Source organism: Haloferax sp. YSSS75, assembly GCF_046764215.1.
In the GTDB taxonomy this organism is placed as follows: Archaea; Halobacteriota; Halobacteria; order Halobacteriales; family Haloferacaceae; genus Haloferax.
On sequence record NZ_CP177206.1, the window covers coordinates 1,883,879 to 1,910,665 of the forward strand.

At 63.6% G+C, this 26,787-nt stretch carries 29 protein-coding genes; 10 read left to right on the forward strand and 19 right to left on the reverse strand.

Features of this window, described 5'->3' with window-relative positions:
- Positions 1-86 precede the first annotated feature (86 nt).
- Positions 87-827 (reverse strand): proteasome assembly chaperone family protein, encoded by a 741-nt coding sequence (locus ACK3R5_RS09965; RefSeq protein WP_411963905.1) that lies wholly within the window; start codon positions 825-827, stop codon positions 87-89.
- A 145-nt stretch (positions 828-972) separates the two neighbouring features.
- On the opposite strand from ACK3R5_RS09965, the gene ACK3R5_RS09970 reads away from it, so the two are divergent.
- Complete coding sequence (locus ACK3R5_RS09970) at positions 973-2,040, forward strand: mechanosensitive ion channel family protein (protein WP_411963906.1); 1,068 nt, start codon at positions 973-975, stop codon at positions 2,038-2,040.
- A gap of 86 nt (positions 2,041-2,126) precedes the next feature.
- On the opposite strand, the gene ACK3R5_RS09975 is transcribed toward ACK3R5_RS09970, so the two are convergent.
- Positions 2,127-2,600: an Lrp/AsnC family transcriptional regulator gene (locus ACK3R5_RS09975; protein ID WP_411966843.1), complete on the reverse strand. Its 474-nt coding sequence runs from the start codon at positions 2,598-2,600 to the stop codon at positions 2,127-2,129.
- A 166-nt stretch (positions 2,601-2,766) separates the two neighbouring features.
- Here ACK3R5_RS09975 and ACK3R5_RS09980 point away from each other — a divergent pair, with 166 nt between their 5' ends.
- Positions 2,767-3,861: a CNNM domain-containing protein gene (locus tag ACK3R5_RS09980; protein ID WP_411966844.1), complete on the forward strand. Its 1,095-nt coding sequence runs from the start codon at positions 2,767-2,769 to the stop codon at positions 3,859-3,861.
- 66 nt (positions 3,862-3,927) lie between these two features.
- On the opposite strand, the gene ACK3R5_RS09985 is transcribed toward ACK3R5_RS09980, so the two are convergent.
- The 9 genes from ACK3R5_RS09985 to hisD form a co-directional block, all read right to left on the reverse strand.
- Positions 3,928-4,335 carry a universal stress protein gene (locus tag ACK3R5_RS09985; protein WP_411963909.1) on the reverse strand — a complete coding sequence of 136 codons (408 nt, stop codon included), beginning with the start codon at positions 4,333-4,335 and terminating at the stop codon, positions 3,928-3,930.
- Positions 4,336-4,438: 103 nt separating this feature from the next.
- Entirely contained in the window at positions 4,439-5,818 is a 1,380-nt protein-coding gene (locus ACK3R5_RS09990; protein WP_411966845.1) for a bifunctional metallophosphatase/5'-nucleotidase, read from the reverse strand.
- A 124-nt stretch (positions 5,819-5,942) separates the two neighbouring features.
- Entirely contained in the window at positions 5,943-6,152 is a 210-nt protein-coding gene (locus ACK3R5_RS09995) for a dodecin (protein ID WP_411966846.1), read from the reverse strand.
- A 105-nt stretch (positions 6,153-6,257) separates the two neighbouring features.
- Entirely contained in the window at positions 6,258-6,917 is a 660-nt protein-coding gene (locus tag ACK3R5_RS10000; protein WP_411963912.1) for a hypothetical protein, read from the reverse strand.
- A complete protein-coding gene (locus tag ACK3R5_RS10005) occupies positions 6,914-7,600 on the reverse strand; it encodes a hypothetical protein (protein ID WP_411966847.1) in 687 nt (228 codons plus the stop codon). The genes ACK3R5_RS10000 and ACK3R5_RS10005 overlap by 4 nt, the downstream gene beginning before the upstream one ends.
- 45 nt (positions 7,601-7,645) lie before the next feature.
- Positions 7,646-7,990 (reverse strand): hypothetical protein, encoded by a 345-nt coding sequence (locus tag ACK3R5_RS10010; protein WP_411963914.1) that lies wholly within the window; start codon positions 7,988-7,990, stop codon positions 7,646-7,648.
- A gap of 88 nt (positions 7,991-8,078) precedes the next feature.
- The gene (locus ACK3R5_RS10015; protein WP_411963915.1) at positions 8,079-8,327 is read right to left on the reverse strand and encodes a DUF5816 domain-containing protein; all 249 of its coding nucleotides are present in this window, start codon (positions 8,325-8,327) and stop codon (positions 8,079-8,081) included.
- A 40-nt stretch (positions 8,328-8,367) separates the two neighbouring features.
- Positions 8,368-8,733 (reverse strand): HesB/IscA family protein, encoded by a 366-nt coding sequence (locus ACK3R5_RS10020; RefSeq protein WP_411963916.1) that lies wholly within the window; start codon positions 8,731-8,733, stop codon positions 8,368-8,370.
- 99 nt (positions 8,734-8,832) lie between these two features.
- Entirely contained in the window at positions 8,833-10,104 is a 1,272-nt protein-coding gene (hisD, locus tag ACK3R5_RS10025) for a histidinol dehydrogenase (protein WP_411968653.1), read from the reverse strand.
- 256 nt (positions 10,105-10,360) lie between these two features.
- Between hisD and ACK3R5_RS10030 the strand changes: the two genes are divergently transcribed.
- Positions 10,361-10,822 (forward strand): ester cyclase, encoded by a 462-nt coding sequence (locus ACK3R5_RS10030; protein WP_411963917.1) that lies wholly within the window; start codon positions 10,361-10,363, stop codon positions 10,820-10,822.
- Positions 10,823-10,837: 15 nt separating this feature from the next.
- Here ACK3R5_RS10030 and ACK3R5_RS10035 read toward each other — a convergent pair whose 3' ends face one another.
- The 7 genes from ACK3R5_RS10035 to ACK3R5_RS10065 all read right to left on the reverse strand — a co-directional run bounded on the left by ACK3R5_RS10035 (position 10,838) and on the right by ACK3R5_RS10065 (position 18,709).
- Positions 10,838-11,425 carry a hypothetical protein gene (locus tag ACK3R5_RS10035; protein ID WP_411966848.1) on the reverse strand — a complete coding sequence of 196 codons (588 nt, stop codon included), beginning with the start codon at positions 11,423-11,425 and terminating at the stop codon, positions 10,838-10,840.
- Between the two features lie 48 nt (positions 11,426-11,473).
- Positions 11,474-11,743, reverse strand: coding sequence for a hypothetical protein (locus tag ACK3R5_RS10040; protein ID WP_411966849.1), 270 nt, complete (start codon positions 11,741-11,743; stop codon positions 11,474-11,476).
- 125 nt (positions 11,744-11,868) lie between these two features.
- A complete protein-coding gene (locus ACK3R5_RS10045) occupies positions 11,869-13,005 on the reverse strand; it encodes a pyridoxal-phosphate-dependent aminotransferase family protein (protein ID WP_411968654.1) in 1,137 nt (378 codons plus the stop codon).
- Positions 13,006-13,157: 152 nt separating this feature from the next.
- Positions 13,158-16,241 carry an FAD-binding and (Fe-S)-binding domain-containing protein gene (locus ACK3R5_RS10050; protein WP_411966850.1) on the reverse strand — a complete coding sequence of 1,028 codons (3,084 nt, stop codon included), beginning with the start codon at positions 16,239-16,241 and terminating at the stop codon, positions 13,158-13,160.
- A gap of 118 nt (positions 16,242-16,359) precedes the next feature.
- A complete protein-coding gene (tenA, locus tag ACK3R5_RS10055) occupies positions 16,360-17,031 on the reverse strand; it encodes a thiaminase II (protein ID WP_411966851.1) in 672 nt (223 codons plus the stop codon).
- Positions 17,032-17,112: 81 nt separating this feature from the next.
- The gene (locus tag ACK3R5_RS10060) at positions 17,113-17,925 is read right to left on the reverse strand and encodes a hypothetical protein (protein WP_411963922.1); all 813 of its coding nucleotides are present in this window, start codon (positions 17,923-17,925) and stop codon (positions 17,113-17,115) included.
- Between the two features lie 202 nt (positions 17,926-18,127).
- The gene (locus ACK3R5_RS10065) at positions 18,128-18,709 is read right to left on the reverse strand and encodes a flavodoxin domain-containing protein (protein ID WP_411966852.1); all 582 of its coding nucleotides are present in this window, start codon (positions 18,707-18,709) and stop codon (positions 18,128-18,130) included.
- Positions 18,710-18,964: 255 nt separating this feature from the next.
- Here ACK3R5_RS10065 and ACK3R5_RS10070 point away from each other — a divergent pair, with 255 nt between their 5' ends.
- The 7 genes from ACK3R5_RS10070 (at position 18,965) to ACK3R5_RS10100 (ending at position 25,885) form a co-directional block, all read left to right on the forward strand.
- A complete protein-coding gene (locus ACK3R5_RS10070) occupies positions 18,965-19,903 on the forward strand; it encodes an ABC transporter ATP-binding protein (RefSeq protein WP_411966853.1) in 939 nt (312 codons plus the stop codon).
- Complete coding sequence (locus ACK3R5_RS10075) at positions 19,900-20,736, forward strand: ABC transporter permease subunit (RefSeq protein ID WP_411966854.1); 837 nt, start codon at positions 19,900-19,902, stop codon at positions 20,734-20,736. The genes ACK3R5_RS10070 and ACK3R5_RS10075 overlap by 4 nt, the downstream gene beginning before the upstream one ends.
- Before the next feature lie 92 nt (positions 20,737-20,828).
- The gene (gene thiE, locus ACK3R5_RS10080; protein WP_411966855.1) at positions 20,829-21,473 is read left to right on the forward strand and encodes a thiamine phosphate synthase; all 645 of its coding nucleotides are present in this window, start codon (positions 20,829-20,831) and stop codon (positions 21,471-21,473) included.
- Positions 21,470-22,300, forward strand: a complete 831-nt coding sequence (gene thiM / locus ACK3R5_RS10085) for a hydroxyethylthiazole kinase (protein ID WP_411966856.1) — start codon at positions 21,470-21,472, stop codon at positions 22,298-22,300. The genes thiE and thiM overlap by 4 nt, the downstream gene beginning before the upstream one ends.
- A gap of 3 nt (positions 22,301-22,303) precedes the next feature.
- Entirely contained in the window at positions 22,304-23,173 is an 870-nt protein-coding gene (thiD, locus tag ACK3R5_RS10090; protein ID WP_411966857.1) for a bifunctional hydroxymethylpyrimidine kinase/phosphomethylpyrimidine kinase, read from the forward strand.
- A 154-nt stretch (positions 23,174-23,327) separates the two neighbouring features.
- Complete coding sequence (locus ACK3R5_RS10095; protein WP_411966858.1) at positions 23,328-25,037, forward strand: formate--tetrahydrofolate ligase; 1,710 nt, start codon at positions 23,328-23,330, stop codon at positions 25,035-25,037.
- Positions 25,038-25,087: 50 nt separating this feature from the next.
- Positions 25,088-25,885 (forward strand): HpcH/HpaI aldolase family protein, encoded by a 798-nt coding sequence (locus ACK3R5_RS10100; protein ID WP_411966859.1) that lies wholly within the window; start codon positions 25,088-25,090, stop codon positions 25,883-25,885.
- A gap of 5 nt (positions 25,886-25,890) precedes the next feature.
- Here the strand turns inward: ACK3R5_RS10100 and ACK3R5_RS10105 are convergent, their stop codons facing one another.
- Positions 25,891-26,682 (reverse strand): arylamine N-acetyltransferase family protein, encoded by a 792-nt coding sequence (locus ACK3R5_RS10105; protein WP_411966860.1) that lies wholly within the window; start codon positions 26,680-26,682, stop codon positions 25,891-25,893.
- Positions 26,683-26,787: the final 105 nt, after the last annotated feature.

Here is a 26,787-nt window from a genome sequence, read left to right on the forward strand (position 1 = left end):
CATTTACTAATATCCGAGTAGCACCCCATTCCGTAACGAGGTGGTATTTTTTGACAACTATTTCGCTCGTCGGACCTCACCCGTGGTCACATGTACATCCGGTCTTCCGGGAGGTCAGATTCGCTCTCGTGGAGTCTGTCGGCGAGTTCCGCGTAGTACTGCTGTACTTCGGTGGCGAACGATTCGAGTGGGCGGGAGTCGACGCCCAGTTCGTACACCTCGTCGACGGCGTCGACGAGTCTGATTGCCGCTTCGACGTCTGGCACTTGCGCGTGGACCGGCGTGATGTAGACGCCGACACCGAGGGGCGAGTCGATACCGCGTTCGACCAGCGCCGCGTTCGTCCCGCCGAAGAATCCGCGACCCATCGGTGGGATGTCGACGTTCTGGAGTCGTGCCTCGCGGTAGTCGTCGGTGGCGACGTAGAAGGCGCGGTGTTCGTCCGGGCCGTGCGCAATCGGGACGCCAGAGAGGACCGCAATCTCTTCGACACCGTTTGCTTCCATCCAGTCGAGGATGGCGTTGCTGAACGCCGTCCCGAAGTCGGCGGGCACGAACAACTCCCCCACGAGGATGGTCACGTCGAGGTCCGGCCGAGAGAACAGTCGTGTGTGGTGTCGCGGGCGGCCTTCCAAGAACGGTGTCACCGACGGCAACCCCTCGACGCTGAGGTGACCGGTCTCTTCGAGTCCGAGGTGGTCGACGATGAAGTCGACGGCCGTCAACCCGGCGAGGCCGAACGACGAGAACCCCGCGAGGAGCACCTGACTCGGTTCGTCGTCGTGGGTGATACGGAAGTCCGGAAGCGACGTCGCTGTTCGGTCCATACCTGTCGCTACGTCGTAACGATACATAGCCGTTCAGTGCCATCGGGGCGGGTCGGTGTCTCGCCGTCCGACCCGAGCGACGGGTCCCCTTTCCAGGGCCATCAGAGTGGCAACCCTTTTTCTAACGGTCTACGTTGCTGTTTCTATGCACGGAGTCCTCGGAGTGGCCGACACCGCAGCGAAGACCGGTGCAAACGTCCCGACGACGGGACCGAACACCGTCTTCGCCCCACTCCAGTCCGGACTCGTGACTCCCCCTGAGTTCGTTCCGGACTATCTGTTGTTCCCCGGCTGGCAGTACGTGTCGGCGTTCGTCGTCCTCGTCCTCAGCGTCGTCGTCTCGAAGTACGTCGTGCGCTTGCTTGGCCGGCCAGTCGCCCGGCAGTTCGCCCGGCAGAGCGTCGCGCAGACGGTCCTCCGTATCGTCCGTCTCTCCGTTTTCCTCGCCGGGAGCGTCGTCGCAGCGGGGTTCCTCGGCGTCGAACTCGGAAACATCGTCCTCTCGGTGACGGTGTTCTCGGCCGTCCTCGGTATCGTCCTCGCACCGATCGTCGGGAGTATCATCAACGGTGTGTTCGTCCTCTTCGACCAGCCCTACGAGATTGGGGACATGATAGAACTCGACGACGGGACGCGCGGGTTCGTCGACGAGATAACGCTGAGTTACACGAAGATGTTCACGCTCGACAACACCTTCCTCGTCATGCCGAACTCGACGATTCGCAATCGGGACGTCATCAACTACTCCGCCGAAGACGAACGGACACGGATGACACTCGACGTGCTCGTCACCTACGAGTCGGACATCGCCCACGCTCGGGAGTTGATAGAACGCTCCGCCCGCGACACCGACCAGGTCATCGAAGGAGGCCCCGATATCCGCGTCGGCAGCGCCCGCTACCCGGCGAAACCGACCGCGTACATCAACTCGTACGCCGACGACGGCGTACTCCTCCGCCTGCGCTACTGGGCGATGAAACCCTACAAGATGCCACGCGTCCAGTCGGACATACAGACGCGACTGTGGGACTTACTCGAAACCTCCGACGCGGACGTCGAGTTCGCCTACCCGCACACTCACGTCGTCTTCGACGATACGAGTGGGACGCTCCGCGTCGGCGACGCCGAAACTGGAGACGATGGACGACAGATGATTGCGAAACCATCGTCTGACCACCGCGAAGCGGTCGATACCGACGGCGACAGCGAGTGAGGTTCGCTGGCCCTGTCGTGCACCCACGAACCCTGGGTCGAATCGCGTGTCGCCTTCCCCTCGAACACTCTAGTCTTCTCCTCGAATTACGACTCGTCCGACGCGCCGAATCGCGAGTACGAACTGTGGTGCGTGTTTCGAATCAAGTCCTCGTCAGAGACCTTGAGGCCGAGTTCGTCCAACTCCTCTCCGATTCGTGACAGGTCGTCGCCATCGACACCGACGGCACGAACGAGCACGTTGGCCTCCCCGGTCATGACTTCCTGAACTTCGACGACACCGTCGACATCGGCCGCCGCCTCCGCAAGCGCTTCGCGCTTCGGAATCGGGGCCGTACAGACGATTAGTGTGAATAGCTGATAGCCGGCCGTCTCGTAATCCACGTCGGCGTGGTAGCCTCGAATCACACCGTCCGCCTCGAGTCGCTGAATCCGATTTCGAATCGTGCTCGCGGAGACGTCGAGGGCTTCCGCGATGTCGCTCGAAGAGGTGTGACGGGCTTCCAACTGGAGGTGATACAGGATGCGCCGGTCGAGGCCGTCTAACTCTCGGTTCGTCATTTGGCTACATCGTTTGGATGAACGACGTAAAAACGTGCCCACAGACTGCTGTCGAGGCAGCACCATCGACCCATTCATCTGCGTTTACGACAATATAGTATTTAAATCCGAGGACAATCCGACACATACACCCGTGCCGAGAGATAAGAGACAGTGCTACCGACCAATGACCCCTGTCGAGATTGGGATTCGCTTGTTCGCAGGCGCCTTGCTCATCCTCGCAAATGGCTTCTTCGTCGCCATCGAGTTCGCGTTGACACGCGCTCGTCAATTTACCGAAGACGAGTTCGTCGACGGAGACTCGAAACTGGAACGTGCGTGGGAGATGACTAACGACCTGGAACTGTATCTGACGACGTGTCAGGTCGGGATTACCGCGTCGAGCATCGCCGTCGGTATCGTCGCCGAACCGGCGCTCGCGGCGATATTCGAGCCTCTCTTCGGTGGAACACCACTCGCGAGAATCGGTGCCGGGGCGCTCATCGCGTACTTCATCATCAACCTCATCCACCTGACCCACGGCGAGCAGACGCCGACGTATCTCGGTGTCGAACGCTCCCGGCTGGTCTGCCGGTACGGTGCGACTCCCCTCCACTGGTTCTACGTGGCCATCTCTCCACTCATCAAGCTCGGCGACTGGGTGGCAAAGTGGACGCTCCGGTTGTTCGGCATCGAGATGTCCGGGGCATGGCTCGAAGCAGAACAGGACGTAATCGAATCCCGGAGTCAACTCCGCAACCGCATGAGTTCTCTGCTGCAGCGAGGAGAGATAGAGGGAGAGCGGCACGACGAAGTGTTGAACGCATTGGAGGCAGGGACTATCGAGGTTCGGGACGTGATGGTTGCCGAATCGGCTGTCGTGTTCCTCTCGACAGAGGTTTCGGTCGAAGAGAATCTCGAACGCGTGTCCGAGACACCTCATACCCGCTACCCCCTCATCGGGGCCACACCCGAAGACGTCGCGGGTATCGTCTACGTCCCGCAGGTGGTCGACAAAATGGATGCCTTGAGAGATGGAGACGCGACGTTCGAGGATATTGCGGCACCGCCGATGACGATGTCTGCAGAAACCTCCGTCAGCGACGCAATCGACCGCTTCCAGGCCGAACGCCAAGAACTGGCTCTCGTACTGTCTGACGGTGACGTCGTCGGATTACTCACCGCGACAGACGCACTCGAAGCGGTCATGGGTGAACTCGAAGACCCCTTAGACGCGAGTACGACGAGCAAGCGCTCGGGTGACTCGACAGCAGTAAATTAGCGGTAGGGGGCCGGTTTCACAGTTCGAGTTCTATCGTGACCGGGAGTTCGGTGTCCGTTCGGTCGACTACTGGTCGGCGCGGACGGTGATGACCGTCGCGTCGAGTTTCTCGCGGAGGAACATGTCGATGTCCGGGTCGTCTAAGAACCGCCGCAGCATGCGTCGCCAGCGACTCGCCTGTTTCGACCCGATGACGACGATATCGGCTTCCTCGGCGGCCACCTCTTCGAGGATGGTCTCTTCGACGAGGAACCCTTTCCGGACGACGTAGCGCGCGCGGACGAGTGGCCCGAACTCGCGTTCGACCGCACGCTTGAGGTCGGTTCGAGTGACGCCGCGGTTCGACTGATAGAGGTCGACGTGAAGGATGGTCAACTCGGCGTCTCGCTCGCGTGCGACGCGGATAGACTCTTCTAACGTCGCACGTGAGTGCTTGGAGAGGGGGTACCGAACCGGGACGACGACCCGTGTCATATTCGGGACACACTCGCTGGGTGTGCGTCAACCTTTCCTTCTCGGACGAGGTGGCCGGTGCCCACGACGTGGTTCGAATCGGTGGCATCCTCGAGAGGCCGCATCAATCCTCCGCCGGGGCGGTCGTTCGTCGCTCGATTCGCCCCTCGACAGTCGCGTCGAATCCGACTTCGCGGGCGTAGCGTGCGAGCACTTCGTGTTGAATTTCGAACTCGCCGGCGCGGTGGGCTTGCGTGACTGCCGGGAACTCCTGTGTGCTGTGGAGCACGTAGTCGCTCGTCGCGAGCGTGTAGCGCGCCTCGGGGTCGATTGGGTCGCCACCGACAGTCGCCTCGACCACCTCGTTTCGGTCGTCGTCCCAGACGATTCGCGCCCCACTGACGTGTGCGTGCCACCAGTCGGGTTCGCCGAACCCCATGACCGACCCTCGGGCCGCGTTGAAGACGGCGAGCAGTTCCGTGCCCGTCAGTTCGGCGACGACGAGATGTTCTTCGAAGGGGACGAGACTCACGAGGTCCGCGTGGGTTATCTCGGGGCCGACGGGCGGACCCGACCGGATGCCACCGCTGTTTTGAAGGCCGACGTCCGCACCGGTCGCCCAGCGGTAGGCGTCGGCGATTGCGTTGCCGACGCGGCACTCGCCGGCGGCGACAGTCTCTTCTGACCGGTCCATCGGTCGGTCGATACGACAGAGCACGTCGTCGAGTCCGGCGGCGTCGACACGGCCGACGAGCGTCGCGACGAACGACTCGTCAGGGCGGTACTCGGCGGTCCGGTGTCGAACCGTCTCGATTCGCTCGCCGTCGATGCGGACTTCCCACACGACGTGGCCGTTCGCGCCGGGGCGGACGATGGGGACGCCATCGACCACGTCGTCGCGTTCGGCGTGCACGTGGCCACCGAGGACGAGGTCGACGTCACACCGGCGGACGAGTTCGTCGTCGCCACTGCCGAGATGTGAGAGTGCGACCACCACGTCGGCACCGGCGTCGCGGAGGGCGCTCGTCGCCTCCGCCGCCGCCTCGTAGGGGTCGTCGAACGTGAGTTCGACCGCTTCGGGATTGATAGACCCCGTCGCCGGGTCGGTGACGCCGAAGAACCCAATCGTGACGCCAGCGACCGTCTCGGTGGTCCACGGAAGCGCGCCCTCGGCGGCGGCGAACCGGTCGCCGTCGCCGTCGCGCACGTTACAGGAGACCCACGTCGGCCGACTCGCGGCGACGAGTTCGCGGGTTCGGTTCGCGCCGTAGTCGAAGTCGTGGTTGCCGAACGTCTCGAAGTCGGCATCGACGGCGTCGTAGAAGTCGAGGGCCTGCCCGCCTCGTTCGACGAGCGACAGGACGCCGGGCGAGGTGTTGTCGCCCGTGCCGACGACGAGTGTGTCGTCGTCGTCGAGGACGCTGACACACCCGGCGAGACGACCCGCGCGCTCAGGGTCGTCGAAGACGTTCTCGATATCGGAGTAGTGGAGGAGACGAGGCATTCGCTTTTCGTAAGTGGAGGGCCGACCGGACAAGAAGCCGTCGGGATTCGTCACAATCGAGAGCGGGGACAGGGGTCGTCTCCCGTCCCGGACGCCACCGATACTGCTCTCGTGTCGTGGGGCGCTACTCCGCTTCGCCTTGCAGTTCGAACGCGACTACGACTTCTGCTTGGTACTCTCTGTTCTCTACAGAGGCGACTTCGACGCCGAGTTCTTTCACTTCGACCCATTTGACGCCGGCGAGCGTCTCCTCTGCTCGGTCGATTGCGTCGTCGACTGCCGCGTCGAAACTCTCGTTACTCCGACCGATGAGGGTGATTTTCTTGAACACCATCTCGCCCGACCATTCGTCGTACTATCACAAATAATCGTCCCCGTTGTCACGTCGTAACGACGCCCGGATGGAGACTGTGCGTTCGCCCGCGACGCCCACCGAGCCTCACCGCATCGGCCCGTCGAGGCGCGTCCGGAGTGCCCCGACGACGTCGGTGAGGTGAGCGGTTCCCCAGAGCGCGACGACGAGGCCACCGACCGTATCGAACACGAGGTCCAACATCGTATCGTCCAGGCCGTACTGCGTCAACACCGACGTCGTCCCGGCGAGGGCGGCGACTCGCGAGATGGCGAACTCGAGGACTTCCCAGAAGACGCCGAAGGCGATGACGAACAGCAAGATGAAGACGAACATGAACCGCCCCGGGAGGTAGATGTCGTCGCTGTGTTGGTCGACTGCGCGAATGGTGGCGTATCCCGCGGCGGCGACGACGGACGACGACAGCGCGTGGGTGAGGTGGTCCCACCACCAGACGCCGGCGTAGAAACTCGTCTCGGACCCCGGGAGTCCCACGGTTCCGAGGGCGTGGAGAAACGCCGCAGACGAAATCCAGAGCGTCAACCCGGCGTCCATCGGGATGCGGTAGTCGCGTTCGAGTATCGCTGGCAGGTAGGTGACGCCCAACCCTACAGACGCGTTGACGACGATACCGAGGTTTCGCCGGTCGAGGCCGATGAAGATGAGACCGACGAGGATTAGTTGCATCGCCCGCGAGAGTTGGCGCTGGCGGTGGGCGTCGATACGAAGTATCGAGCGAATCTTCACGACGAACCACCGACCTCAGGGTCGACTAGTTCTGTAGCCTCCACCACGTCTGTCGGCAGACGCTCTCGCGAGTACGCCCGGCGGCGGAAGTAGTACTCGAAGAGGAGTCCCGAGAGGAACCCCGAGAGGGTGGCGGCCACGAAGTCCCACATCAACGTCGTCTCGATGACGTCCTCGGGTCGCCCGTTCAACAGGAGCGACGTCCCGAGGTAGATATCCGAGAGCCATTGGACGACGGCCCACACGCCCGCGGCGGCCATCGTCCCGACGAGGACGAAGAAGACGGCGAACTCGCGATTCATCCGGACCGGCGTGAACACGTCGAGTTCGACGGCGATGATGAGCGCGACTGCTGCGACGGCGAGATACGTCGAGACGCGTCCGGTGAACGTCATCCCGCCGATGGTCTCACCACGGACGAGTACCCGGGCGACGATAGGGAATGACGCGAGCGCGACGACTTCCCACGGGAGCATCGCCTGCGGTTCGCGATACGCCACGGCGGGCACGACGGACAATGCGGCGACGATTGCGGCGAATCCTCCCCAGACGAGGTCGTTATCCGTCACGACGCTCGCGACGGCGACAGCAGAGAGAAACCCGACGAACAACCACGCCAGAGTCGCGTTGAGACGTCGACTGCGGACTAATTGATGCAGTCCCGACTGCGTGGGTTGCGGCATACCCACTCGTTGGCAGTGGGTTGAAGAAAACGTTTGGGCGCGAGACTACGTGTTCGCGCCGCGGACGACTTCGTAGTCGTCGGTTCCACCGTTCGACACACCGATAATGGCCCACTCGTACGGGAGGTCCACACCGCGGAGACGCTCTGTGAGCGTCTCGATGTGGTCGTCCCACGTCACGAAGCAGCGAAGACGATAGCCTGCGTCGTCTCCGCCGTCTGTAAGTACCGGTCGGCACTCAGACGCTTCGCGCGAACTCAGTGCGGTCACCTGGACCGTACGCCACTTGTGTTCGGCCAGCATTTGGGGTCCGTCCCCCGAGACGGTGTACCCCAGCCGGCCGAATATCGACCGAGCCTCCTGAACAGGGGGCATCGAAGCCTGGGCCATGCAACTCTACCTACACTAGCTCACGTGATAAAGGTTGTCACGGTATACCATACCAATTGTCGGCGAATGTATCTCTCTTGAGCTGATTTCACTCGTGGGCAGCGTCCCACTCCTCGGGTTTGCGGACGTTCCCACACGCGTTGCACTCGATGCGCCCCATCGTGTCCATCGCGGTGTCGAACGAATCGCAGTTGCCACAGAGGTATCCCCACCGGTTCTCGGCGTCGACAGTCGCGTATACGACGTAAAACGGTCCTTTCGACCCGCGCTCGACTTCGTCCTGTGCCACGTAGACGGTCTTTCCGCTGGCGACGGTCTGGGATTCTAATTCGGACATGGGCCACGATTCGCAGGCCTACGGCTTAAGGAGTATGGGCCTACGTCCGGAAGGATTCGCCGCACCCGCAACTGCTCGTCGCGTTTGGGTTCTCGACGTGGAAGCCCGCACCTTGCAGACCACCTTCGTACTCCAGCGTCGACCCGCCGATGTAGTTGATACTCGCCGGGTCGACGAAGACACGAAGGCCGTGTTGTTCGACCACGGTGTCGTCGTCTTCCGGTTCGTTGTCGAATCGCATTCCGTAGGAGAGGCCGGCACAACCGCCTTGCTGGACGAACAGACGGAGACCAGCGACGTCTGTGTCCATCGACTCGCTTTCGAGGAGCGAGACGGCCTCCTCCGCGGCGGCGGGCGTGACTGTGACAGCCGCGTCGCCGCTTCCCCTCGCGGATTCAGTGCTCATACTTCCCGTTATACTGTGGGAACGGTTAACTGTGGCGCCGGTCGGAACACCGGTGGTGCCGGCACGTCTGTTCGTCGAACCGTTCGCGAAACTACAGAACTACTCGTCGAAACGCTCGCGGACGCTCTGGGCGTGCGCGTCGAGGCCCTCAGCGTCGGCGAGCGTCGTAATCGTCTCCGACAGGTCGGCTAACGCGTCACGGTCGAGTCGCTGGACCGTCGTCGACCGAACGAAGTGGTCCACGGAGAGGCCACCCTGCCGTTTGGCACCCGCGCCGGTCGGCAGGACGTGGTTCGTCCCGGAGGCGTAGTCGCCCGCCGCGACGGGTGTGTACGGCCCGAGGAAGACGCTCCCCGCCGAGTCGATGCGGTCTAAGAGGGCCTCGTCGTCGTCGGCCTGAATCGACAGGTGCTCGGCGGCGTACTCTTCGGCGAAGAGGACCGCCTCGGACATCGACCGGGCGACGAGAACGCCCGACGCGTCGTTCGCCAGTGCCGCTTCGATGGTCTCTGTTCGCTCCCGTTCGGCGGCCTGTCGCTCGACTTCTGCGACGATGTCCTCGGCGAGGTCGGCGTCGTCGGTGACGACGACGACGGACGCGTTCGGGTCGTGTTCGGCCTGTGCGACGAGGTCAGCGGCGACGAACCGCGGGTCTGCCGTCTCGTCGGCGACGACCAGCACTTCGGACGGACCGGCGAGGAAGTCGATGTCGACGTCGCCGCGGACTTCGGCCTTCGCGGCGGTCACCCACTTGTTGCCCGGCCCGACGACTTTCTGGACGGCCTTCACCGTCTCCGTCCCGTAAGCGAGGGCGGCGATACCCTGTGCGCCACCGACCGAATACACCGCGTCGGCACCGGCGACGTGCATCGCCGCCAGCGTCACCGGGTTCATCGGGTCTGCTGGCGGTGTGGCGACGGCAACGTGTTCGACGCCCGCAACCTTCGCCGGAATGACGCCCATGAGGACGCTCGACGGGTAGGCGGCGGTTCCACCGGGAGCGTAGACGCCGACGCGTTCGAGTGGTCGGTAACGACGCCCGAGTTCACGGCCGTCGAAGTCCTCGCGCCAGTCCTCGGGGACCTGTCGCTCGTGGAACTCGCGGATGTTCGCTGCCGCCGTCTCGATTGCCTCGCGCACGTCGTCGTCGATTTTCTCGTAGGCGCGTTCGGCGTCGGAAGTGACGTCGATGTTGCCCACTTCGACGTCGTCGAACTCCCGAGAGAAGTCGCGGAGGGCGACGTCACCCTCCGTTCGCACGCGTTCGACGATGTCGCGGACGTCCGACCGAACGCCGGCGACGCCGGCGTCACGCTCGAAGAACGCACGTCGTGCGTCGGGGCCGAGTTCGGCCAGTTCGCGAACCTCGATGTTCATACCCGGCGTTCGGCGTCGGCGCGAAAAGTCGTTGCGGAAGTGGTCGCCGCCGTGGGCGCGTCTCGTCGGCGTGTTTCCCGATGAACCCGGGCGAGAATACATTCTAAATTCTGATATGATGGCATCAATCAGGTATTGAGTGTGATATTAATTTCTACCTTTGTCTCCCGATTAAGCTCTGGTTATCGTACCATATGACACGAGTTACAAATTTGTCAGAAGTCGTCTAGTCATCTGGAGGTACTGAGAGATGACAGCACAGGACAACAAAGCCCTCGCCAGAGAGTTCGTCGAGGAGGTGTGGAACAACCACAATCTCGATGCGATAGACGAACTGTTCAGCCCCGACTACGTCGGCCACTGGTTCGACCTGACCGGTGAAGACGTCGGACGGGAGGGACTCAAGACGTTCGTACAGAACGTCCTGAACGGGTTCCCGGATTACGAGATGGACATCGAGTACGTCCACGCTGACGACGACATCGTGACGCTCGGTTTCCGGGGCGGTGGAACCCACGAAGGAGAGTTCTTCGGAATCCCACCGACAGGGCAGGCAGTGACCGAAGACGAAAAGACGCCCGGCATCATGTCGATGCGGGTGGAGGACGGACAGGCCGTCGAAGGCTGGGCGACGTGGGACGCACTGGGGATGCTTCAGGGACTCGGCTTCATTCCCGAAGACCCCAGCCAAGTCGCCTCCGCCGACGACTGAACCTCACGCCGATTTTTACGTCACGTCGCGGCGCTCGGTGTACGTCACCGTCCGCTGGTCTGTTTGGATGGTCGTCTGAATCGTTATCCACCCGTCGGCTTGCTGGACCGCGAACGCCTCGGTGTACGACAACTCGACGCGTCTCGTCGCGGTGAACGACTCACTCGCGGGGAGGTCACCGACCTGTTGGCTTCCGCGCCACACTTCGTCGTCGGAGGCGGTGCTGTTGCCGACGAAGATGCGACTGTAGACGGTGACGCCGGTGGCGTCCGTCTCCTGTTGGTTCGTCAGCGTACTCGTCACGTCGCGACAGGTCTGGCCGCACTCTTCGATGTCGTCGATGGTGACGGCGAACGGCGGTGTCGACGGTTCGCTGGTCGTGGTGGTGGTTCCGTCGCTGCTCGAACCGCCGTCGCTCCCGCTGGAGTCTCCACTGTCGCCGGACGAGGGCGTGGCCGTCGTCTGGGTCGGGAACGCTTCTGTCGATTGGCCGTCGCTGTCGGCCCCACCGGCGAACGGGCCGAATCCGGTGACGAACGCGGCACCGACACCGGCCCCCACGAGAACGAGGACGGCGACGACAGCGAGGAGTGGACGCCTCATGATTGGTAAAGGTACGTGCTAGTTAGCCGAAGGGTTTGGGGCCGACTCTCAGTTCCCCGCGTGTGCGGGTTGTCCCGCGTGCTCGCTCACGGCGGGGCCGAGTGCGCCGTCCATCATGCCGTCCATGAACTCGGTCACCGAGTCGTGGATGTCGGAGACGAAGTCGGGAACTGGACCGGGGAGTTCGCTCGGTGGCCCCTGCTGCGTGGCACTGTCTCCGTTCGATTCGCCCGCGTGGTCTCCGGGTGTCGCGGCGGCCACACCCGCAGTCGCAACGAGGACTGCGAGTACGACGCCGAGTAGCGTGATTCGTTTCATAGTTCGCTGCAGTCGCGACTGACGGTGCCACGATAATGAAAGGGAGAAACCGTGTCTACCGGCTTCGACCGAATTTCCCAACCGTTGAACGGGATTAATCCGGATTGACGACGAGTAACGCCGGGTTACTGCTGCAGTTGGTCGCGCATCGCCGCGAACCCTGCTTCGACGTCGACGTCCGCGCCCTGCGCTTCGAGCGCCTCGCCGAGTGCGGTCATGAGGAACGAGACGTTCTGAGGTTTGGCGGAGTAGCCCATACAGCCGATACGGAAGATGTCGCCCGCGAGTGCGCCGAGGCCGCCGGCGATTTCCAGGTCGTACTGTTCGAGGACGTAGTCGATGGCTTCGCCGGCATCCACGCCGTCGGGGACGAGCACGGCGTTGAGACTCGGCAACCAGTAGTCGTCTTCGGGGTTCAGGCCGAGGCCCATCGCTTCGACGCCGGCTTTGAGCGCACCGGCGACGCGGAGGTGGCGGTCCCAGCGGTTCTCGATTCCCTCTTCGGCGACGAGGCGGAGCGCCTCGCGAATCGCGTAGACGTTGGTGATGGGAGCGGTGTGGTGGTACGCGCGTTCCTCGCCCCAGTAGCCTTCGAGCAGCGAGAGGTCGAGATACCACGAACGCGGCGACTCCTCACGCGAGAGCACCTTGTCCATCGCCCGGTCGTTGAGCGTGAGCGGACTCGCGCCCGGCGGACAGGAGAGACACTTCTGCGGGCCGGAGTACGCCACGTCGATGCCCCAATCGTCGACTTCGAGTTCGACGCCACCCAGCGAGGTGACGGTGTCGGCGACGACGAGTGCGTCGTGGTCGTGAGCGATGCTCGTCAGTTCGGGGACGTTCGGTTGCTTGACGCCAGTCGAGGTTTCGGCGTGAACGAACCCGAACACGTCGGGTTGGTGCTCGTCGAACGCTTCCTGTACGTCCACTGGGTCGAGCGGTTCGCCCCACGGTGCGTCGACGTGGACGACGTTGCCGCCGGCACGCTCGGCCATCGACTGCATGCGGCCACCGAAGTACCCGTTGGTCGGGACGAGCATGGTGTCGCCGGGTTCGACGAGGTTGCCGATAGCCGCCTCCATCGACGCCGACCCGGTGCCAGAGACGGGAATCGTCCACTGGTTGTCGGTCCGGAAGGTGTAGCGCATGAGCTCTTGGACCTCGTTCATGATGTCGATGAACGACGGGTCGAGGTGGCCGACGAGCGGCGTGGACATCGCACGGAGGACGCGCGGATGTACGTCGCTCGGGCCGGGGCCCATCAGCGTCCGATTCGGCGGAGCGAGTTCGCCAACCTCTGGTGCATTCGGCATGGTCTATCGGGACGTGCCACGTAATAGTGTAAAAGAGATGTGATTGCGGAATTTCGACGGCGACAATCTCTGCGAACGTCCCGCCCGTTCCACGGGGGTCGTCAGCCGAGAACCGCGTCTGCGACTTTCTCTATCGGGTGCGGTGGTCGGTCCGTCGCCCCCGTCCTGTCACCGAGTTGTGTCCGACACGACGCCCCCGGTGCGACCACCGTGTCACCCTCGCTTTCGTCTACCTGGTCGAAGAGGATGCGACCCATGGCCTTCGAGAGGTCGTAATGCTCGGATTCGTAGCCGAAACTCCCGGCCATGCCACAGCAACTCGAATCCAGCGGGTCCACGTCGTAGCCGACACGCCGGAGGACGCCCACCGCGTGGTGGTCTTTGTTCAGCGCCTTCTGGTTGCAGTGGCCGTGATAGGTCAGCGACTCGGTTCGGCCGCCATCGGCGGCGGCCTGTCCCGTGACACTCGCCGACGCCGAGTGGGTGGCCGACAGGTCGAACGCGTCGTCGAGGCGGTAGACGTCGATGAACTCCATGACGCCGTAGGCCGCCGCGCCGACAGTCGTGACGGCCTCGTGGTCGAGTAAGTCGGCGTACTCGTCTTGGAACATCACCGCGTCGGACGGCTCGGTGAACACCACCGACCAGCCATCGTCGACGTAGGGTGCGAGTGCCTCGACGTTGTGCGCGGCGCGTCCGCGTGCCAAGTCGAGGAACCCACTGGAGAAAGCCGCCCGTCCACTCGGTGCGACGTTCTCGGCCAGTTGGACGTGAACGCCGGCTGCTTCCAGCGTTCGCACCGCCGCCTTCCCGATTTCGGGTGTGACGTAGTTCGTGTAGGTGTCGAGGAAGAACAGCACCTTGTGTGACGCGTCGTTGGCAGACACCGCTGGACTCCGGTCTGTCATCCAGTCTTCGAGCGTGTTTCGCGTGAACGACGGGAGTTCTCGCTCGGGTGCGATGCCGAACAGACGGTCCAGAACCGTGCGCGCACCCGGAACCTTCGTCAGCCAGTTCGACACCGGTGCGAGTGTACTCCCCAGTCTCGCGGCGTTGTCTATCTGTGCGAACATCCGCTCGCGGAACGACGACCCCTCTTTCTGGTGATGCTGATGTTTGACCTCCGCTTTCAGTTTCGCCAGGTCGACACCGGTCGGACAGTCGTTCTTACACCCTTTACACCCGACACAGAGGCCGAGCACCTCCTCCTGGAAGCGGTCGGAGTAGAGTTCGTCTTCCGGGAGGTCACCACTGATAGCCGCCCGGAGCATGTTCGCCCGCCCGCGGGTGGTCTCTGCTTCGTCCTTCGACGCTCGGTAGGTCGGACACATCGTCTCCGACCCGGTCTGTCGGCAGGTCCCACACCCGTTACACAGTTCCACGAGGTGCGAAAAGCCGCCTTCGTCGTCGAAATCCAGCGCCGACTGGGGTTCGAGCGACTGGTAGTCGGCACCGTAGCGGAGGTGCTCGCGCATGTCCGCCGGGTCGTCGTCGCGGTAGACGACTTTCCCGGGGTTCATCCGCCAGTCGGGGTCGAACGCCGACTTCAGTTCCTTGAACGCGTCCCAGAGTTGCGGCCCGTACATCTTCGGATTCCACTCGGTCCGGGCCATCCCGTCACCGTGTTCACCCGAGAACGCCCCGTTGTGTTGCAACACGAGGTCAGTCACGTCGTCCGTAATCGAGTGCATCGTCTCGATGCCGTTGGCGTCTTTCAGGTTCAGAATCGGGCGGATGTGGAGCGTCCCCGACCCGGCGTGTGCGAAGTAGGCCGCCGACGTGCCGTGGTCTGCGAGTACGTCTTCGAACGACTGAACGTACTCGGCGAGTTCTTCCGGCGGCACGCTCGCGTCTTCGATGAACGGGTAGGGTTTGGGGTCACCCTGCAGCGACATGAGGAGCGGAATCGCCGCCTTCCGAAGCTTCCAGAGGTCCGCCTGCGCCTCGTCGGTGTAGGCTTCGATGGCGTCGAAGGCGTTGCCGTCGTCGGACCCCGACTGCAAGAAGTGGTCGTTGGCCGCCGCAATCGCCGCCTCGAAGTCGTCGTGGAGTTCCGAGTCGAATTCGAGCATCAGCGTCGCCGCCGTCCCGTCGGGTATCTGTTCGACGTACTGGGCGTACTCGCTGGACTCGCGGGCCATCCGGAACACCTCGTCGTCCATCAGTTCGACGGCGGAGGCGTCGAAGTCGAGGGCGTCCGGCACCGCCGCCATCGCGTCTATCAGGTCGTCGTAGGCGTAGAGGACGAGCGCCGTCTCCTCTGGAACCGTCACCAGCGAGACGGTTGCCTCCACGACGACGCCGAGTGTCCCTTCCGCGCCGACGAAGAGTTTCGAGAGGTTGATGACCGTCTCGCCGTCGTCGTTCTCGAAGACGACTTTGTGGAGGTTGTAGCCAGAGACGGAGCGTTTGAGCGTCGGATACCGGTGTTCGATTTCGTCTTCGTTCGCTTCGACGAGTTGCCGAACGGTCCGATAGATGGCCGCCTCCCTGTCGTCTTTCGCGACGATGTCGTCCCACTCGTCGCTGCCGACCACCACGTCGCGCGTGTGAATCCGCGACCCGTCGGCGAGTACCACCTGCAACTCCTCGGTGTAGGCGTCGGTGATGCCGTATCTGACCGAGTGTGCCCCGGTGGAGTTGTTGCCGATACCGCCGCCGATAGTCGCACGGTTCGACGACGCCGGGTCGGGAGCGAACTTCAGGCCGTGTTCGGCGAGTCTGTCGTCCAAGTCGTCTTGGACGACGCCCGGTTGCACCGTCGCTCGACGCCCATCGGGGTCCACACCCACGATGTCGTCCATATATTTCGAGAAGTCGAGGACGACACACCCGGGGCCGACGGTCTGTCCCGCCAGCGACGACCCGGCACCGCGAGGGAGGACGGGCACGTCGTGTGTCGCCGCGAGTTCGACTGCCGCCTGCACGTCTTCGACGTTGGTCGGGATGACGACACCTGCCGGTCGTGCGCCGTATATCGACCCGTCTGTGGAGTAGAGTATCTGTGCGTACTCGTCGAACCGGACTTCGCCGTCGACGGCGTCACGCAAGTCAGATGCCAACTCCGCGTAGGCCGCGACGTCCGATACCTCGTAGTCACGCGACTCCTGAAACCCCTGGAAGTCGCTCAGGTCGGTTCCGTTCGTCGTGACTCGGTTCGTCCGTAGGGAGTCGCCACCAGCCATTGTAATGTACAATTGTGTAGGACTAGAAAAGTGTGTGCGTACCGCCATCTTTCTCACCAACACGAATGGCGACGAAATCATGCCGAAACTGGGGGGCTGAGATTCGTCGCAGACGCGACTACGCTGGGTCTCCGGAGGGCCATCTCTCGCCGGTGTAGGCCATCTCCCAGAAGGCGTGTTCGAGTTTCGTGCTCCGCAGGAACGCCGCTTCCATCGCCGTCCGCTGGTCGGGATTCGCCTCCGCCGACCGGTCGACGAACTCGCGCATCCACGCGACTGCCTCGCGGAACGCATCGCTCGTGTACTTCTCTACGAAGGGTGTGTACCGGTGTTCGTCGTCCGCAATCTCGGCCATGTGAGTTGCCACGTCGAGATACCCCTGTCCACACGGATAGATAGCCGCCGCACCGACGGCGAGCGGTTTCTCGGAGGCGACCCGGAGGAGATAATTGGTGTACGCAACACACGTCGGCGCTTTCTCCGTCGCCGCGAGGTCCGCCGGTGAGAGACCGTACGACGACGCGAACTCCCGGTGGAGGTCAAGTTCGTCTGCGACGACTCTGTGTGCGACGCCGTAGAGGTGTTCCATCGTCGCTTCGTCTGTGGCTTTCGACCCCAGAACGGCGAACGTCCGTGCGTAGTCGAGGAGGTAGTGGTAATCCTGTCTCAGCCAGTGGAGGAACGCGTCTTCGTCGAGTGTGCCCTCGGCGAGTTCGACGACGAACGGGTGTTCCTTCTGTGCGTGCCAGTGGTCCGCACCGACGTCGAGGAGGTGGTCACTGAATGCCATCGTCGGCTATCCCATTCGACTACACCCCGATATAACTGGTGAATATCACTGGGTTATTCCAGCGGTGGAGAGTCACTGACCCTACTGCGGCGGATTCCGCGGGTAGTTGCCGACGCCCGTCTGGAGTTCTCCGTCGACGACGACCCACCCCTGCTGGTCGGCGGGTAAGTCGTAGACGTAGACTCGGTCAGTGTACTCGTTGAAGTTCCACCCACCGACCCACCACGAGTTGGTGCCACGCAGTTCCGTCGTGACGGTGAGACTCGTCGTCTCCGGGCCGTCGTACTCGACGAAAATCATGGTGTCGTAGGAGTAACACCGCGTCTCGTCGTCTTCGTGTGGCCAGTCGCACGGAATCGCCCGCGGGTTCGAACGGGGGTGTAAGACCGGTTCCGCCAGTTCCGGCGAGCGTGTGTCGATAGACCGGTTGACGGTGAGTTCGGCGTTGACTTCCGCCGTGTCGTGTTCGACTCGAAGCGTCTCCGAATCGTTCTGTCCGTACTCGTCGGCCGGAATCTGTTCCCAGCGCACCAGTCTGTCGTTCTCGATGATTGCCCGGTGATACGTCGGGTCGGCAGGCATCTCGTCGGCCTGAATCCGGAGCATCGGCCCGTGTCGGGTTTCGACTACGTCGTACGTCCACGAGTCGGGTTTCAAGTAGTCACGCGTCTCGACGACGGTGCCGATTCGCGACGTTCCCTCGTTGACTGGCAACGGCACATAGACGGTGACGTTCGTAATCGGTTCGTCCGCCGAGACGCGGACGGTATAGTCGTACTCGCTCCCGTAGGAGTCGAGAAACGAGAGTCGTCCGACTGCCCACAGTCCGCCGCCGATGACGGCGAGAACGACGAGGATGGCGACGGCGACGATGCCGAGTGTGCGTGTTTTCATCGATATTTCCGGTTTTCAGGGTGATTCACGGACGACGTCACGGACGCCGACCGGATACTACTGTTACCTCTTTGAGGTGATGTATTCACCGCACGATTCCAGGTGAATAAGAACGTCACCGTCTCTGTGACGACACGACGAACGTGGGCGCGTCTCCAGATTCGACGGTGGACGCGGACCCCGCCAAGAGTCTACGGCGCACTCACGCCTGTGTCCCTTCTGTCTCACCATCGGCGGGGGTGTCACCCGCCACGAGCGTGGCGAAGTCGCTGGCGAACGTCTCGACTTCTTCCCAGTCGGTGTACTCGTAGTCGCGCGACGTGTCCGTGTCACCGGTCGCATCGCTGGCGATACGTTTCATCATGATGCGAGTGAGGAACCCGTACTTCGAGTAGCGGAGTGCCCCACCGAACATGGCGATTCGGTCGGGGTGCCACGCCGTCTTTTCGACGAACTCGTCGACGTAGGCCGCCGCTTCTGCCTTGTGTTCTTCGTCTTCGATGGCCGACGACAGCGACACCTGGAAGAACGCGTTCGGCCGTGCGTCGAGGATCTCGCGGTTCGCGCTGGCGAACGCGGACACCTTCTTGGCGTGTTTGCCGAGGTGTATCGACGACCCGACGACTATCGCGTCGAACGCGTCGAGCGTCGTATCTGCGGTGACGTCCTCGACGGGGACGGCGGTTGCGTCGTGTCCCATCCCTTCGAACAGTTCGACGATTCGGTTCGATATCTTCTCCGTCTGTCCTTCGCTACTTCCGTAGACGACCAGAATTGACACCATCTTCAGTCACCACCACTCTATTCGGTCGCTGTGGGGATAATGGCCGTATCAGCCTCTCACAGGCCGAGAACGACGAGCGACGACCCGATAGAACCGCCCGATGGTCGGGCGAATGGATTCTCAGGATGTGATATCGTTACGTGAGTATATTGGCACGATGAGTCATTCTATTCATATGAACACTGATTGGTCCCGACGGCAGTCCGCGGCGTGCAGTCCGCCCACCGAGTCGTTCGTGAGCGAGGCGGTCTGACGATGCCCGCAATCCAGACAGAGGGGTTGACCAAACGCTACGGCCACGACGTCTACGCCGTCTCTGACCTCTCGCTGACCGTCGAAGCGGGCGAGGTGTTCGGCTTCCTCGGCCCGAACGGCGCGGGGAAGTCGACGACCATCGACATGTTGATGGACTTCGTTCGCCCCACGTCGGGGTCGGCGACGATTCTCGGATACGACGCACAGAGAGAGGCCGAAGCGATTCACAGTCGTGTCGGCATCCTCCCCGACGGCTACAGTCTGTATCACCGTCTCTCCGGACGGAAACACATCGAATACGCCATCGACCTCAAGGCGAGCGGCGACGACCCAGACGAGATTTTGGCCCGGGTCGGTCTGGACGCGACTGCAGCAGCACGACCAGCAGGAACGTATTCGAAGGGGATGAGCCAACGCCTCGCATTGGGGATGGCACTCGTCGGCGACCCGGAGGTGCTCATTCTCGACGAACCCTCCAGCGGACTCGACCCCGACGGTATCCGAGACGTCCGCGAGTTGGCCCGCGCTCACGCCGACGACGGTGGGACGGTGTTCTTCTCGTCGCACATCCTCAGTCAGGTCGAAGCGGTGTGTGACCGCGTCGGCATCCTCTCACGCGGACGGTTGGTCGCAATCGACACCATCGACGGCCTGCGCGACGCGGTGGGGACGGGTGCGACGATTGCACTGACAGTCGACACGCCACCGACCGGTGTGAACCTGACAGACATCCCCGGCATCACAGACGTCGCCGTCACCGACGGCGTCGTCAGAGCGACCTGTACCGAACCATCGTCGAAGGTCGAACTCGTCGACAGAGTGCGCGCAGGCGGAAGTTCCGTCCTCGACATCGAGACTCGCGCAGCGTCGCTCGAAGACCTGTTTTCGGCGTACACGCGTCCGACCGACGAGCGACTCGCCGTCGAGGTGGACCGATGAGTTGGCAGGTCATCGCGGCCAAGGAGTTCGACGACGCGGTTCGGTCACGGGTGTTGTGGGCACTCGTCGCCGTCGTCGCACTCGTCATGGGCCTCACGTCGCTCGTGCCACTCCTCATCCCCGAGTTCGACGCGTCGGTCCTCATGGGAATCGGCGCCGCGAGCGAGTTCGCCGCCATGCTCGTCCCCATCGTGGCACTCGTCGCCGCCTACCTCGCAATCGCCGGGGAGCGCGAGTCGGGGAGTCTCCGACTCTTGCTCGGCCTGAAACCAGCACGCGGGGCCGTCGTCCTCGGGAAGTTCGTCGGTCGAAGCGGCGTCGTCGTCACGGGTATCGGTATCGGCGTCCTCATCGCAGGTGTCCTCGCGTGGGCCGTCTACGGCGAGTTACCCCTCACGGCGTTCCTCGGGGTTCTCGTCCTCACCGGCGCGCTCGGCGTCGCTTTCGTCGGCATCGCTATCGGCATCTCTGCGTCGACGGCGACCCGAGCGCGGGCGATGACTATCGGCATCGCCGCCTATCTCGTCCTCGCACTCCTCTGGGACCTCGTTCCGCAGGGTATCCACCTCGTCGTCGTCGGGTCGTTCCCGAACGGACCGGTCCCCGGTTGGTTCCTGCTTCTGGAAGGCCTGAGTCCATCGGGGGCCTACAGCGCACTCGTCACCGCGGTGTTGCACGCGAGTGACCCGTCGATTCCCGGCGCGGCGACGCTCGTCGGTGGCCCCGTTCCCGTCTACGCCCAATGGTGGGTCTTCGCACTCGTCCTCGCCGTGTGGACGGCGGTTCCGCTCGCCGTCGGATTCACGGTGTTTCGACGGACCGACCTGAACTGAACCACTCCCGGCGAATCGGATTTCTCCGTTTTGACACCGACGACAGGGGCAACTGTTTTGATAGCTCGTGGTAACACTGACTAATACAACCGATGAATATCTCGATAGACACCTACCTCGTCACCCAGTCGAACCTCTCGGGTCAGCGTTCGGCGGTGGACGTGGTGTCGTCCGCCATCGCCGGCGGAGTCGACGTCGTACAGCTTCGAGAGAAACACGCATCTGCCCGAGAGCGGTACGAACTCGCTCGCGAACTCCGCTCGATAACCGCCGACGCGGGCGTCCCACTCGTCGTCAACGACCGAGTCGATATCGCCGCGGCAGTCGGCGCTGACGGCGTCCACCTCGGCGACGACGACGTTCCAATCGAGGTGGCGCGCACACAGTTGGGCGACGACGCACTCGTCGGTCGGTCGGTGTCGACTGTCGCGGACGCGACTGCCGCAACGACGGCCGGTGCGGACTACCTCGGCGTCGGTGCCGTCTTTCGGACGTCGTCGAAGGAGACGACGCCCGAACAGTCGGAAATCGGCGTCGAGACTGTCGCCGCAATCTGCGACGCCGTCTCGGTTCCAGTCGTCGGAATCGGTGGAATAACCCCGGAAAACGCCGCCGACGTAGTTGCCGCGGGCGCCGACGGCGTCGCCGTCGTCTCCGCGATTACCGAGGCGTCGAATCCCGAGCGAGCGACGCGGAATCTCGCTACCGCCGTCGAAGCAGGGAGGGAGCGACGATGACCGTCTCGGAACTCGACGTGTCGCTCTCGGCGGCACTCGACGCGGTGGACGCCGCCGAACCCCTCGTCAACGCGGTGACGAACGAGGTGACGGTCAACGACGTGGCGAACATTACGCTCCACTGGGGTGGCCTCCCGGTGATGTCGGACGACGTCCGCGAAGTCGCCGACATGGTTGCCCTCGCGGACGGGTGTCTGCTGAACATGGGAACCGTGAGCGAACGCGGCGAGGAGACGATGTTGACCGCCGGGACGGCGGCGAACGAGAACGACGTTCCCCTCGTCGTCGACCCAGTCGGCGTCGGCGCGACACCAACGCGGACCCGCGTCGCGAACCGCCTCGTCACGGACCTCGACGTGGACGTGCTCAACGGAAACTACGGCGAGATAACCGCGCTCGCGGGCCAAGACGCCGAAGTCCGCGGCGTCGAATCGGTCGGTGAGTACGGCGACATCGCCGTCTCGGCCATCGCGTGCGCCCGAGAGACAGGTGCCGTCGTCGTCGCCTCCGGCGAGACTGACATCGTCGCCACAGACGAGGCGGCCTACGGAGTCCACACCGGCCACGAGATGATGGGGAACGTCGTCGGCACGGGGTGTATGCAGGGCGTGACGCTGGCCGTCTTCGCCGCCGCGCTAGACGACCCGCTTCGGGCGGCGCTGGCGGCGACGGCGTCGTACGGCCTCGCTGGCGAACTGGCCGCGGACGGTGAATTCGGGGTGTATCACGGCCCCGCGAGTTACAAGGTGGCGTTCCTCGACGCCGTGTCGGGTCTCCGAGATTCCACCCTCGACGTCTCCGACCGAATCGACCGAATCGAGGTGTGACCCGTGACCGAACGTTCGAGTTCCGGCTTGCAGTCGCCGGCCCCGAAGACGCCGCCATACGCACTCACCATCGCGTCCAGTGACTCGGGCGGTGGTGCGGGCATACAGGCCGACCTGAAGACGATGACGCGCCTCGGCGTCTACGGCGGGTCGGTAGTCGTCGGTGTGACCGCCCAGAACTCTCGCGGCGTGACCGACACGCGGGTGCTTCCGCCGGACGCGATTCGCGCTCAGTTCGACGCCGTCCACGACGACTTCGACGTCGGTGCCGTCAAACTCGGGATGCTGGCTACGGAACCGGCCGTCGAGAGCGTCACCGAGTGTCTGCGGGCGTACGACGGTCCGGTCGTCGTCGACCCGGTGATGGTGGCCACGTCCGGCGACCGATTGCTCGACGAGGGTGCCATCGACGCCTACACCGACCTGTTCGAGCAGGCGACGCTCGTGACGCCGAACGCAGACGAGACGGCGGAACTCACCGGTGTCGTCCCCGACACACCCGACCGAATCCGAACCGCCGCCGAACAGTTCTTCGACTGGGGTGCAGACGCCGTGCTTCTGAAGGGCGGCCACGTCGAGACGGGCGATGGGTCTGTCGTCGACACACTGGTCACGCCCGACGAGACGACGACGTACTCAAATCCGCGCATCGACACGGACGCGACACACGGGTCTGGCTGTACGCTCTCCAGCGCTATCGCCGCGAGACTCGCCCACGATGACGACCTGCCGACGGCCGTCGAGCGCGGCATCGAGTTCACCCACGCGGCCCTCTCCGTGCCAGCAGTGGTCGGCCGAGGGGCGGGAAGCGTCAACCATCTCGTCGAATCCGACGGCGAGTGGGTTTCGGTCGGTGACGACGACTGCTCGTGAATATAGCCACGTGTCACGACCGGTCGTGAGTTCAGTCGCGCGCCACCACCGGCCGTGACTCCAGCAGAGTGCCACCGTCGCACGATTCTCGGCTTCTTAGAGCGACGAACCCCTTTCAACCCCTTTCTGTGCGAATGTTCAGGTAGTGACCACGATGACTCCCACAACCTCCGAATCAGAGATTCCGTCCGACGAAGCGATTGCCCGCGACGCCACGCTCGAAGATATCGAGACAGTCGCCGCACGACTCGGCCTCGGCCCCGACGACATCGAGCGCTATGGGTCGAACAAAGCGAAACTTCGGCAGGAAGCAGTCGACGCGGCGATACAGCGCGGCCGACGCGGGTCGCTCGTTCTCGTAACGGGCATCACACCGACACCGAAAGGAGAGGGAAAGACAGTCACCTCCGTCGGCCTCGCACAGGGGTTGGCCCGACTCGGCGAAGACGTCTCTGTCGCCGTCCGTGAACCGTCTCTCGGCCCCGTCTTCGGTATCAAGGGCGGTGCCGCGGGCGGCGGGTACTCGCAGGTGCTCCCGATGGAGGATATCAACCTCCACTTCACCGGCGACATCCACGCACTGACCGCCGCCCACAACCTCGTCTCAGCGATGCTCGACGCCCACGTCCACCACGGGAATGAACTCGACATCGACGTGGACCGCATCTCGTGGGGTCGCTCGCTCGACGTCAACGACAGAGCACTCCGAGAGACTGTCGTCGGCCTCGGTGGCAGCGTCAACGGCCCGCCGCGCGAAGACGGCTTCATGATTACCGCGGCGTCCGAACTGATGGCGGTCCTCTGCCTCGCGTCCGACCTGTCTGACCTCAAGCGGCGCGTCGGCCGAATCGTCGTCGCCGCCGACACCGAGGGGACTCCCGTGACAGTCGACGATATCGGTGCGACCGGTGCGGTGAGTGCACTGCTCCGCGACGCACTGCGTCCCAACCTCGTCCAGACTATCGAGGGCGTGCCTGCGTTCGTCCACGGCGGCCCGTTCGCCAACATCGCCCACGGGACGAACACGCTCGTCGCGGACGAAGTCGGACTCGCACTCTCGGACTACGTCGTCACCGAAGCAGGGTTCGGCGCTGACCTCGGTGCCGAGAAGTTCCTCGACATCGTCTCTCGGCAGGGTGCGGCACCGGAGGCAGTCGTCGTCGTCGCCACGGTTCGTGGACTGAAACGCCACGGCCTCGACATGTGGCCCGCCGACTTCGACGTGCTCGCGAAACCGGACCCCGACGCGGTTCGCGACGGCCTGCCGAACCTCTTCCACCACGTCGACGTCCTCCGTGAGTACGGCCTTCCGGCCGTCGTCGCTATCAACCGCTTCCCCGACGACACCGACGCCGAAGTCGAGGAGATTCTCGACGCGTGCGCAACCCGAGAGATTCCAGCGTCCGTCTCGACGGCCCACGCCGACGGCGGGGCGGGTGCCGAAGAACTCGCGACGCTCGTCCGCGAACAGGTCGAGTCGGGACGAGCGGACCTCCGCCCGATGTACGAACTGGACGACTCGCTCACCGAGAAGATTCGGGCCGTCGCGACGCGCGTCTACGGCGCGTCGGACGTGACGTTCTCGAAGCAAGCCCAGAAGGACCTCGAACGCCTCACCGACGACGGGTTCGACTCGCTTCCGGTCTGTCTCTCGAAGACGCCGTACTCACTCTCCGACGACGCGTCGAAGACGGGGACACCGACCGGATGGACGCTCCACGTCCGCGAACTCTACCCCGCCGCAGGTGCTGGATTCGTCGTCGCCCTCACGGGTGACGTGCTGACCATGCCGGGCCTCCCTGCTCGCCCTGCCGCACTCGACATCGACGTCGACGACGACGGTGAGATTCACGGCCTGTTCTGAACTGTCGCGCCCGTCGCCCCCTTTTTCCCTCCACCTGTTGTATCGTTGCCATGGATAGCTCACGACGTAAGAACGGTCTCAAAGCAAGATTCGACGACGACGAGGTGGCACTGGGTGTCCTCGACACCGCGTACAGTCCGACGCTCGTGGAGTTCTACGGTGACCTCGGCCTCGACTTCGTGTGGGCCGACCTCGAACACGGCGGCCCGAGTCCGTGGGACAGCGGTGCGATGGAAGACTTGCTTCGGGCGGCCGAACGGACGGGAACGGAGTTAGTCGTTCGACTCCCGAACACGGACCCGACGCTCGTCAGGAAGGCACTGGACCTCGGCGTCAGAAACGTGTTTCTCCCGCGCGTCGAGTCGGCAGACGAGGTCCGCGCGGCGGTCAAGTCGTCGCGGTTTCGGTACGATGGCGGCCCCGGTGACCGTGGACTCGCGTCGCCACGCGCCCGTCGGTGGGGCCTCGCCGACGACTACGTTGAGACCGAAGACAACGAGACGCTGGTCGGTGTGACCATCGAGAATCGGCAGTCGCTCGCACAACTCGACGAGATTCTGTCCGTTCCCGAACTGGGATTCGTGTTCGTCGGCCCGTTCGACCTCTCTGTCTCACTTGGACATCCCGGCGAAATCGACCACCCAAAGGTCCGCGAGGCAGTCGAGACGATTCGGTCGACTGCTGTCGACGCTGGCGTCCCAGTGGGTGGTCTCGGGTTCGGGATGGACGACGTGAACGAGAAAACTGCCGACGGCTATCAGATGTTGAATCTCGGCAGTACGACCGGCGCGCTCAAAGGCGTCGTCGAGGGGTGGTTCGACGCGTTCGACGGCGACCGGTCGGCCTGAGTCGGTCAGTACTGGAGTCCGAACTCACGAGCGAGCACCTCGTGCCACTGCGCTTCCTCCACGTGTTCCGTCGTCTCGTCGCCACCGACGGTTCTCGTGAGCGTGTCGCGTCCGAGTTTCAGGTGGCCTGTCTCGGTTCCAATCGAGACGACTGGGTCACCTGTGAACGTCGATTCTGGCGCTGTCTGGAGGTACTCACAGGTCGCTTCGAAGTAGTGAAACGGGCGCGGTGTCTCCGAAAACCAGTATCTGTCTCGCCACTCGTCGTCCGACTCGGTCCGGTACTGCGTGACGTACGTCTCGTCGGGACGGTCACACGGCGCGACTCGCCACGACACACCGACGTCGTCGGTTCGAACGGACCCGTCGAGCGGGAGTGGGCGGCGCATCGTCGGTGGCCCTGTCCCCACGTCGACGACGTACTGTCTGTCGAGTTCGACGACGTTCGTGAGGTGGTTCGCTGGCGGGCGACCGGTTCCGTCGCTCCCGATGACGCGTGCGGCCACCCGGTCCACGTCGAATCCGAGTTCGGAGAGCACCAGGTTGAACAAACCGTTGAGTTCGAAACAGAACCCACCGCACCCTCGTTCGACTATCTTCTCGAAGAGGTGTGCTTCGTCGAGGACGACCCCTTCCCCGTCGTCGGATTCGTCGAAGGGGTCACCGGTCACCGCGAGGTTCTCGAACGGGACTGTCGTCACGTGTGCGTGTTGCAGACGCTCGAGAGTCGAATGCCGAGGGCCGTCGAGTGTGTCCGGGTCGATTCCGATTCGACGACAGAACGCGTCAGTGTTCATAGACGTGAGAGGGGTGTCGAGATGTCTTCGTCTCGGTGTGGAGGGCCGGTCGCAGTCGGGGGTGTGAGCGTACCGACATCCCTCCCTACGGTGAACATCGGATGG

What these genes read in the sequence shown, in the direction of transcription:
- ACK3R5_RS09965 (WP_411963905.1), bottom strand. Translation starts at nt 827, where the DNA reads ATGGACCGAACAGCGACGTCGCTTCCGGACTTCCGTATCACCCACGAC.
- ACK3R5_RS09970 (WP_411963906.1), top strand. Translation starts at nt 973, where the DNA reads ATGCACGGAGTCCTCGGAGTGGCCGACACCGCAGCGAAGACCGGTGCA.
- ACK3R5_RS09975 (WP_411966843.1), bottom strand. Translation starts at nt 2,600, where the DNA reads ATGACGAACCGAGAGTTAGACGGCCTCGACCGGCGCATCCTGTATCAC.
- ACK3R5_RS09980 (WP_411966844.1), top strand. Translation starts at nt 2,767, where the DNA reads ATGACCCCTGTCGAGATTGGGATTCGCTTGTTCGCAGGCGCCTTGCTC.
- ACK3R5_RS09985 (WP_411963909.1), bottom strand. Translation starts at nt 4,335, where the DNA reads ATGACACGGGTCGTCGTCCCGGTTCGGTACCCCCTCTCCAAGCACTCA.
- ACK3R5_RS09990 (WP_411966845.1), bottom strand. Translation starts at nt 5,818, where the DNA reads ATGCCTCGTCTCCTCCACTACTCCGATATCGAGAACGTCTTCGACGAC.
- ACK3R5_RS09995 (WP_411966846.1), bottom strand. Translation starts at nt 6,152, where the DNA reads ATGGTGTTCAAGAAAATCACCCTCATCGGTCGGAGTAACGAGAGTTTC.
- ACK3R5_RS10005 (WP_411966847.1), bottom strand. Translation starts at nt 7,600, where the DNA reads ATGCCGCAACCCACGCAGTCGGGACTGCATCAATTAGTCCGCAGTCGA.
- ACK3R5_RS10010 (WP_411963914.1), bottom strand. Translation starts at nt 7,990, where the DNA reads ATGGCCCAGGCTTCGATGCCCCCTGTTCAGGAGGCTCGGTCGATATTC.
- ACK3R5_RS10015 (WP_411963915.1), bottom strand. Translation starts at nt 8,327, where the DNA reads ATGTCCGAATTAGAATCCCAGACCGTCGCCAGCGGAAAGACCGTCTAC.
- ACK3R5_RS10020 (WP_411963916.1), bottom strand. Translation starts at nt 8,733, where the DNA reads ATGAGCACTGAATCCGCGAGGGGAAGCGGCGACGCGGCTGTCACAGTC.
- ACK3R5_RS10030 (WP_411963917.1), top strand. Translation starts at nt 10,361, where the DNA reads ATGACAGCACAGGACAACAAAGCCCTCGCCAGAGAGTTCGTCGAGGAG.
- ACK3R5_RS10035 (WP_411966848.1), bottom strand. Translation starts at nt 11,425, where the DNA reads ATGAGGCGTCCACTCCTCGCTGTCGTCGCCGTCCTCGTTCTCGTGGGG.
- ACK3R5_RS10040 (WP_411966849.1), bottom strand. Translation starts at nt 11,743, where the DNA reads ATGAAACGAATCACGCTACTCGGCGTCGTACTCGCAGTCCTCGTTGCG.
- ACK3R5_RS10045 (WP_411968654.1), bottom strand. Translation starts at nt 13,005, where the DNA reads ATGGGCCCCGGCCCGAGCGACGTACATCCGCGCGTCCTCCGTGCGATG.
- ACK3R5_RS10050 (WP_411966850.1), bottom strand. Translation starts at nt 16,241, where the DNA reads ATGGCTGGTGGCGACTCCCTACGGACGAACCGAGTCACGACGAACGGA.
- tenA (WP_411966851.1), bottom strand. Translation starts at nt 17,031, where the DNA reads ATGGCATTCAGTGACCACCTCCTCGACGTCGGTGCGGACCACTGGCAC.
- ACK3R5_RS10060 (WP_411963922.1), bottom strand. Translation starts at nt 17,925, where the DNA reads ATGAAAACACGCACACTCGGCATCGTCGCCGTCGCCATCCTCGTCGTT.
- ACK3R5_RS10065 (WP_411966852.1), bottom strand. Translation starts at nt 18,709, where the DNA reads ATGGTGTCAATTCTGGTCGTCTACGGAAGTAGCGAAGGACAGACGGAG.
- ACK3R5_RS10070 (WP_411966853.1), top strand. Translation starts at nt 18,965, where the DNA reads ATGCCCGCAATCCAGACAGAGGGGTTGACCAAACGCTACGGCCACGAC.
- ACK3R5_RS10075 (WP_411966854.1), top strand. Translation starts at nt 19,900, where the DNA reads ATGAGTTGGCAGGTCATCGCGGCCAAGGAGTTCGACGACGCGGTTCGG.
- thiE (WP_411966855.1), top strand. Translation starts at nt 20,829, where the DNA reads ATGAATATCTCGATAGACACCTACCTCGTCACCCAGTCGAACCTCTCG.
- thiM (WP_411966856.1), top strand. Translation starts at nt 21,470, where the DNA reads ATGACCGTCTCGGAACTCGACGTGTCGCTCTCGGCGGCACTCGACGCG.
- ACK3R5_RS10095 (WP_411966858.1), top strand. Translation starts at nt 23,328, where the DNA reads ATGACTCCCACAACCTCCGAATCAGAGATTCCGTCCGACGAAGCGATT.
- ACK3R5_RS10100 (WP_411966859.1), top strand. Translation starts at nt 25,088, where the DNA reads ATGGATAGCTCACGACGTAAGAACGGTCTCAAAGCAAGATTCGACGAC.
- ACK3R5_RS10105 (WP_411966860.1), bottom strand. Translation starts at nt 26,682, where the DNA reads ATGAACACTGACGCGTTCTGTCGTCGAATCGGAATCGACCCGGACACA.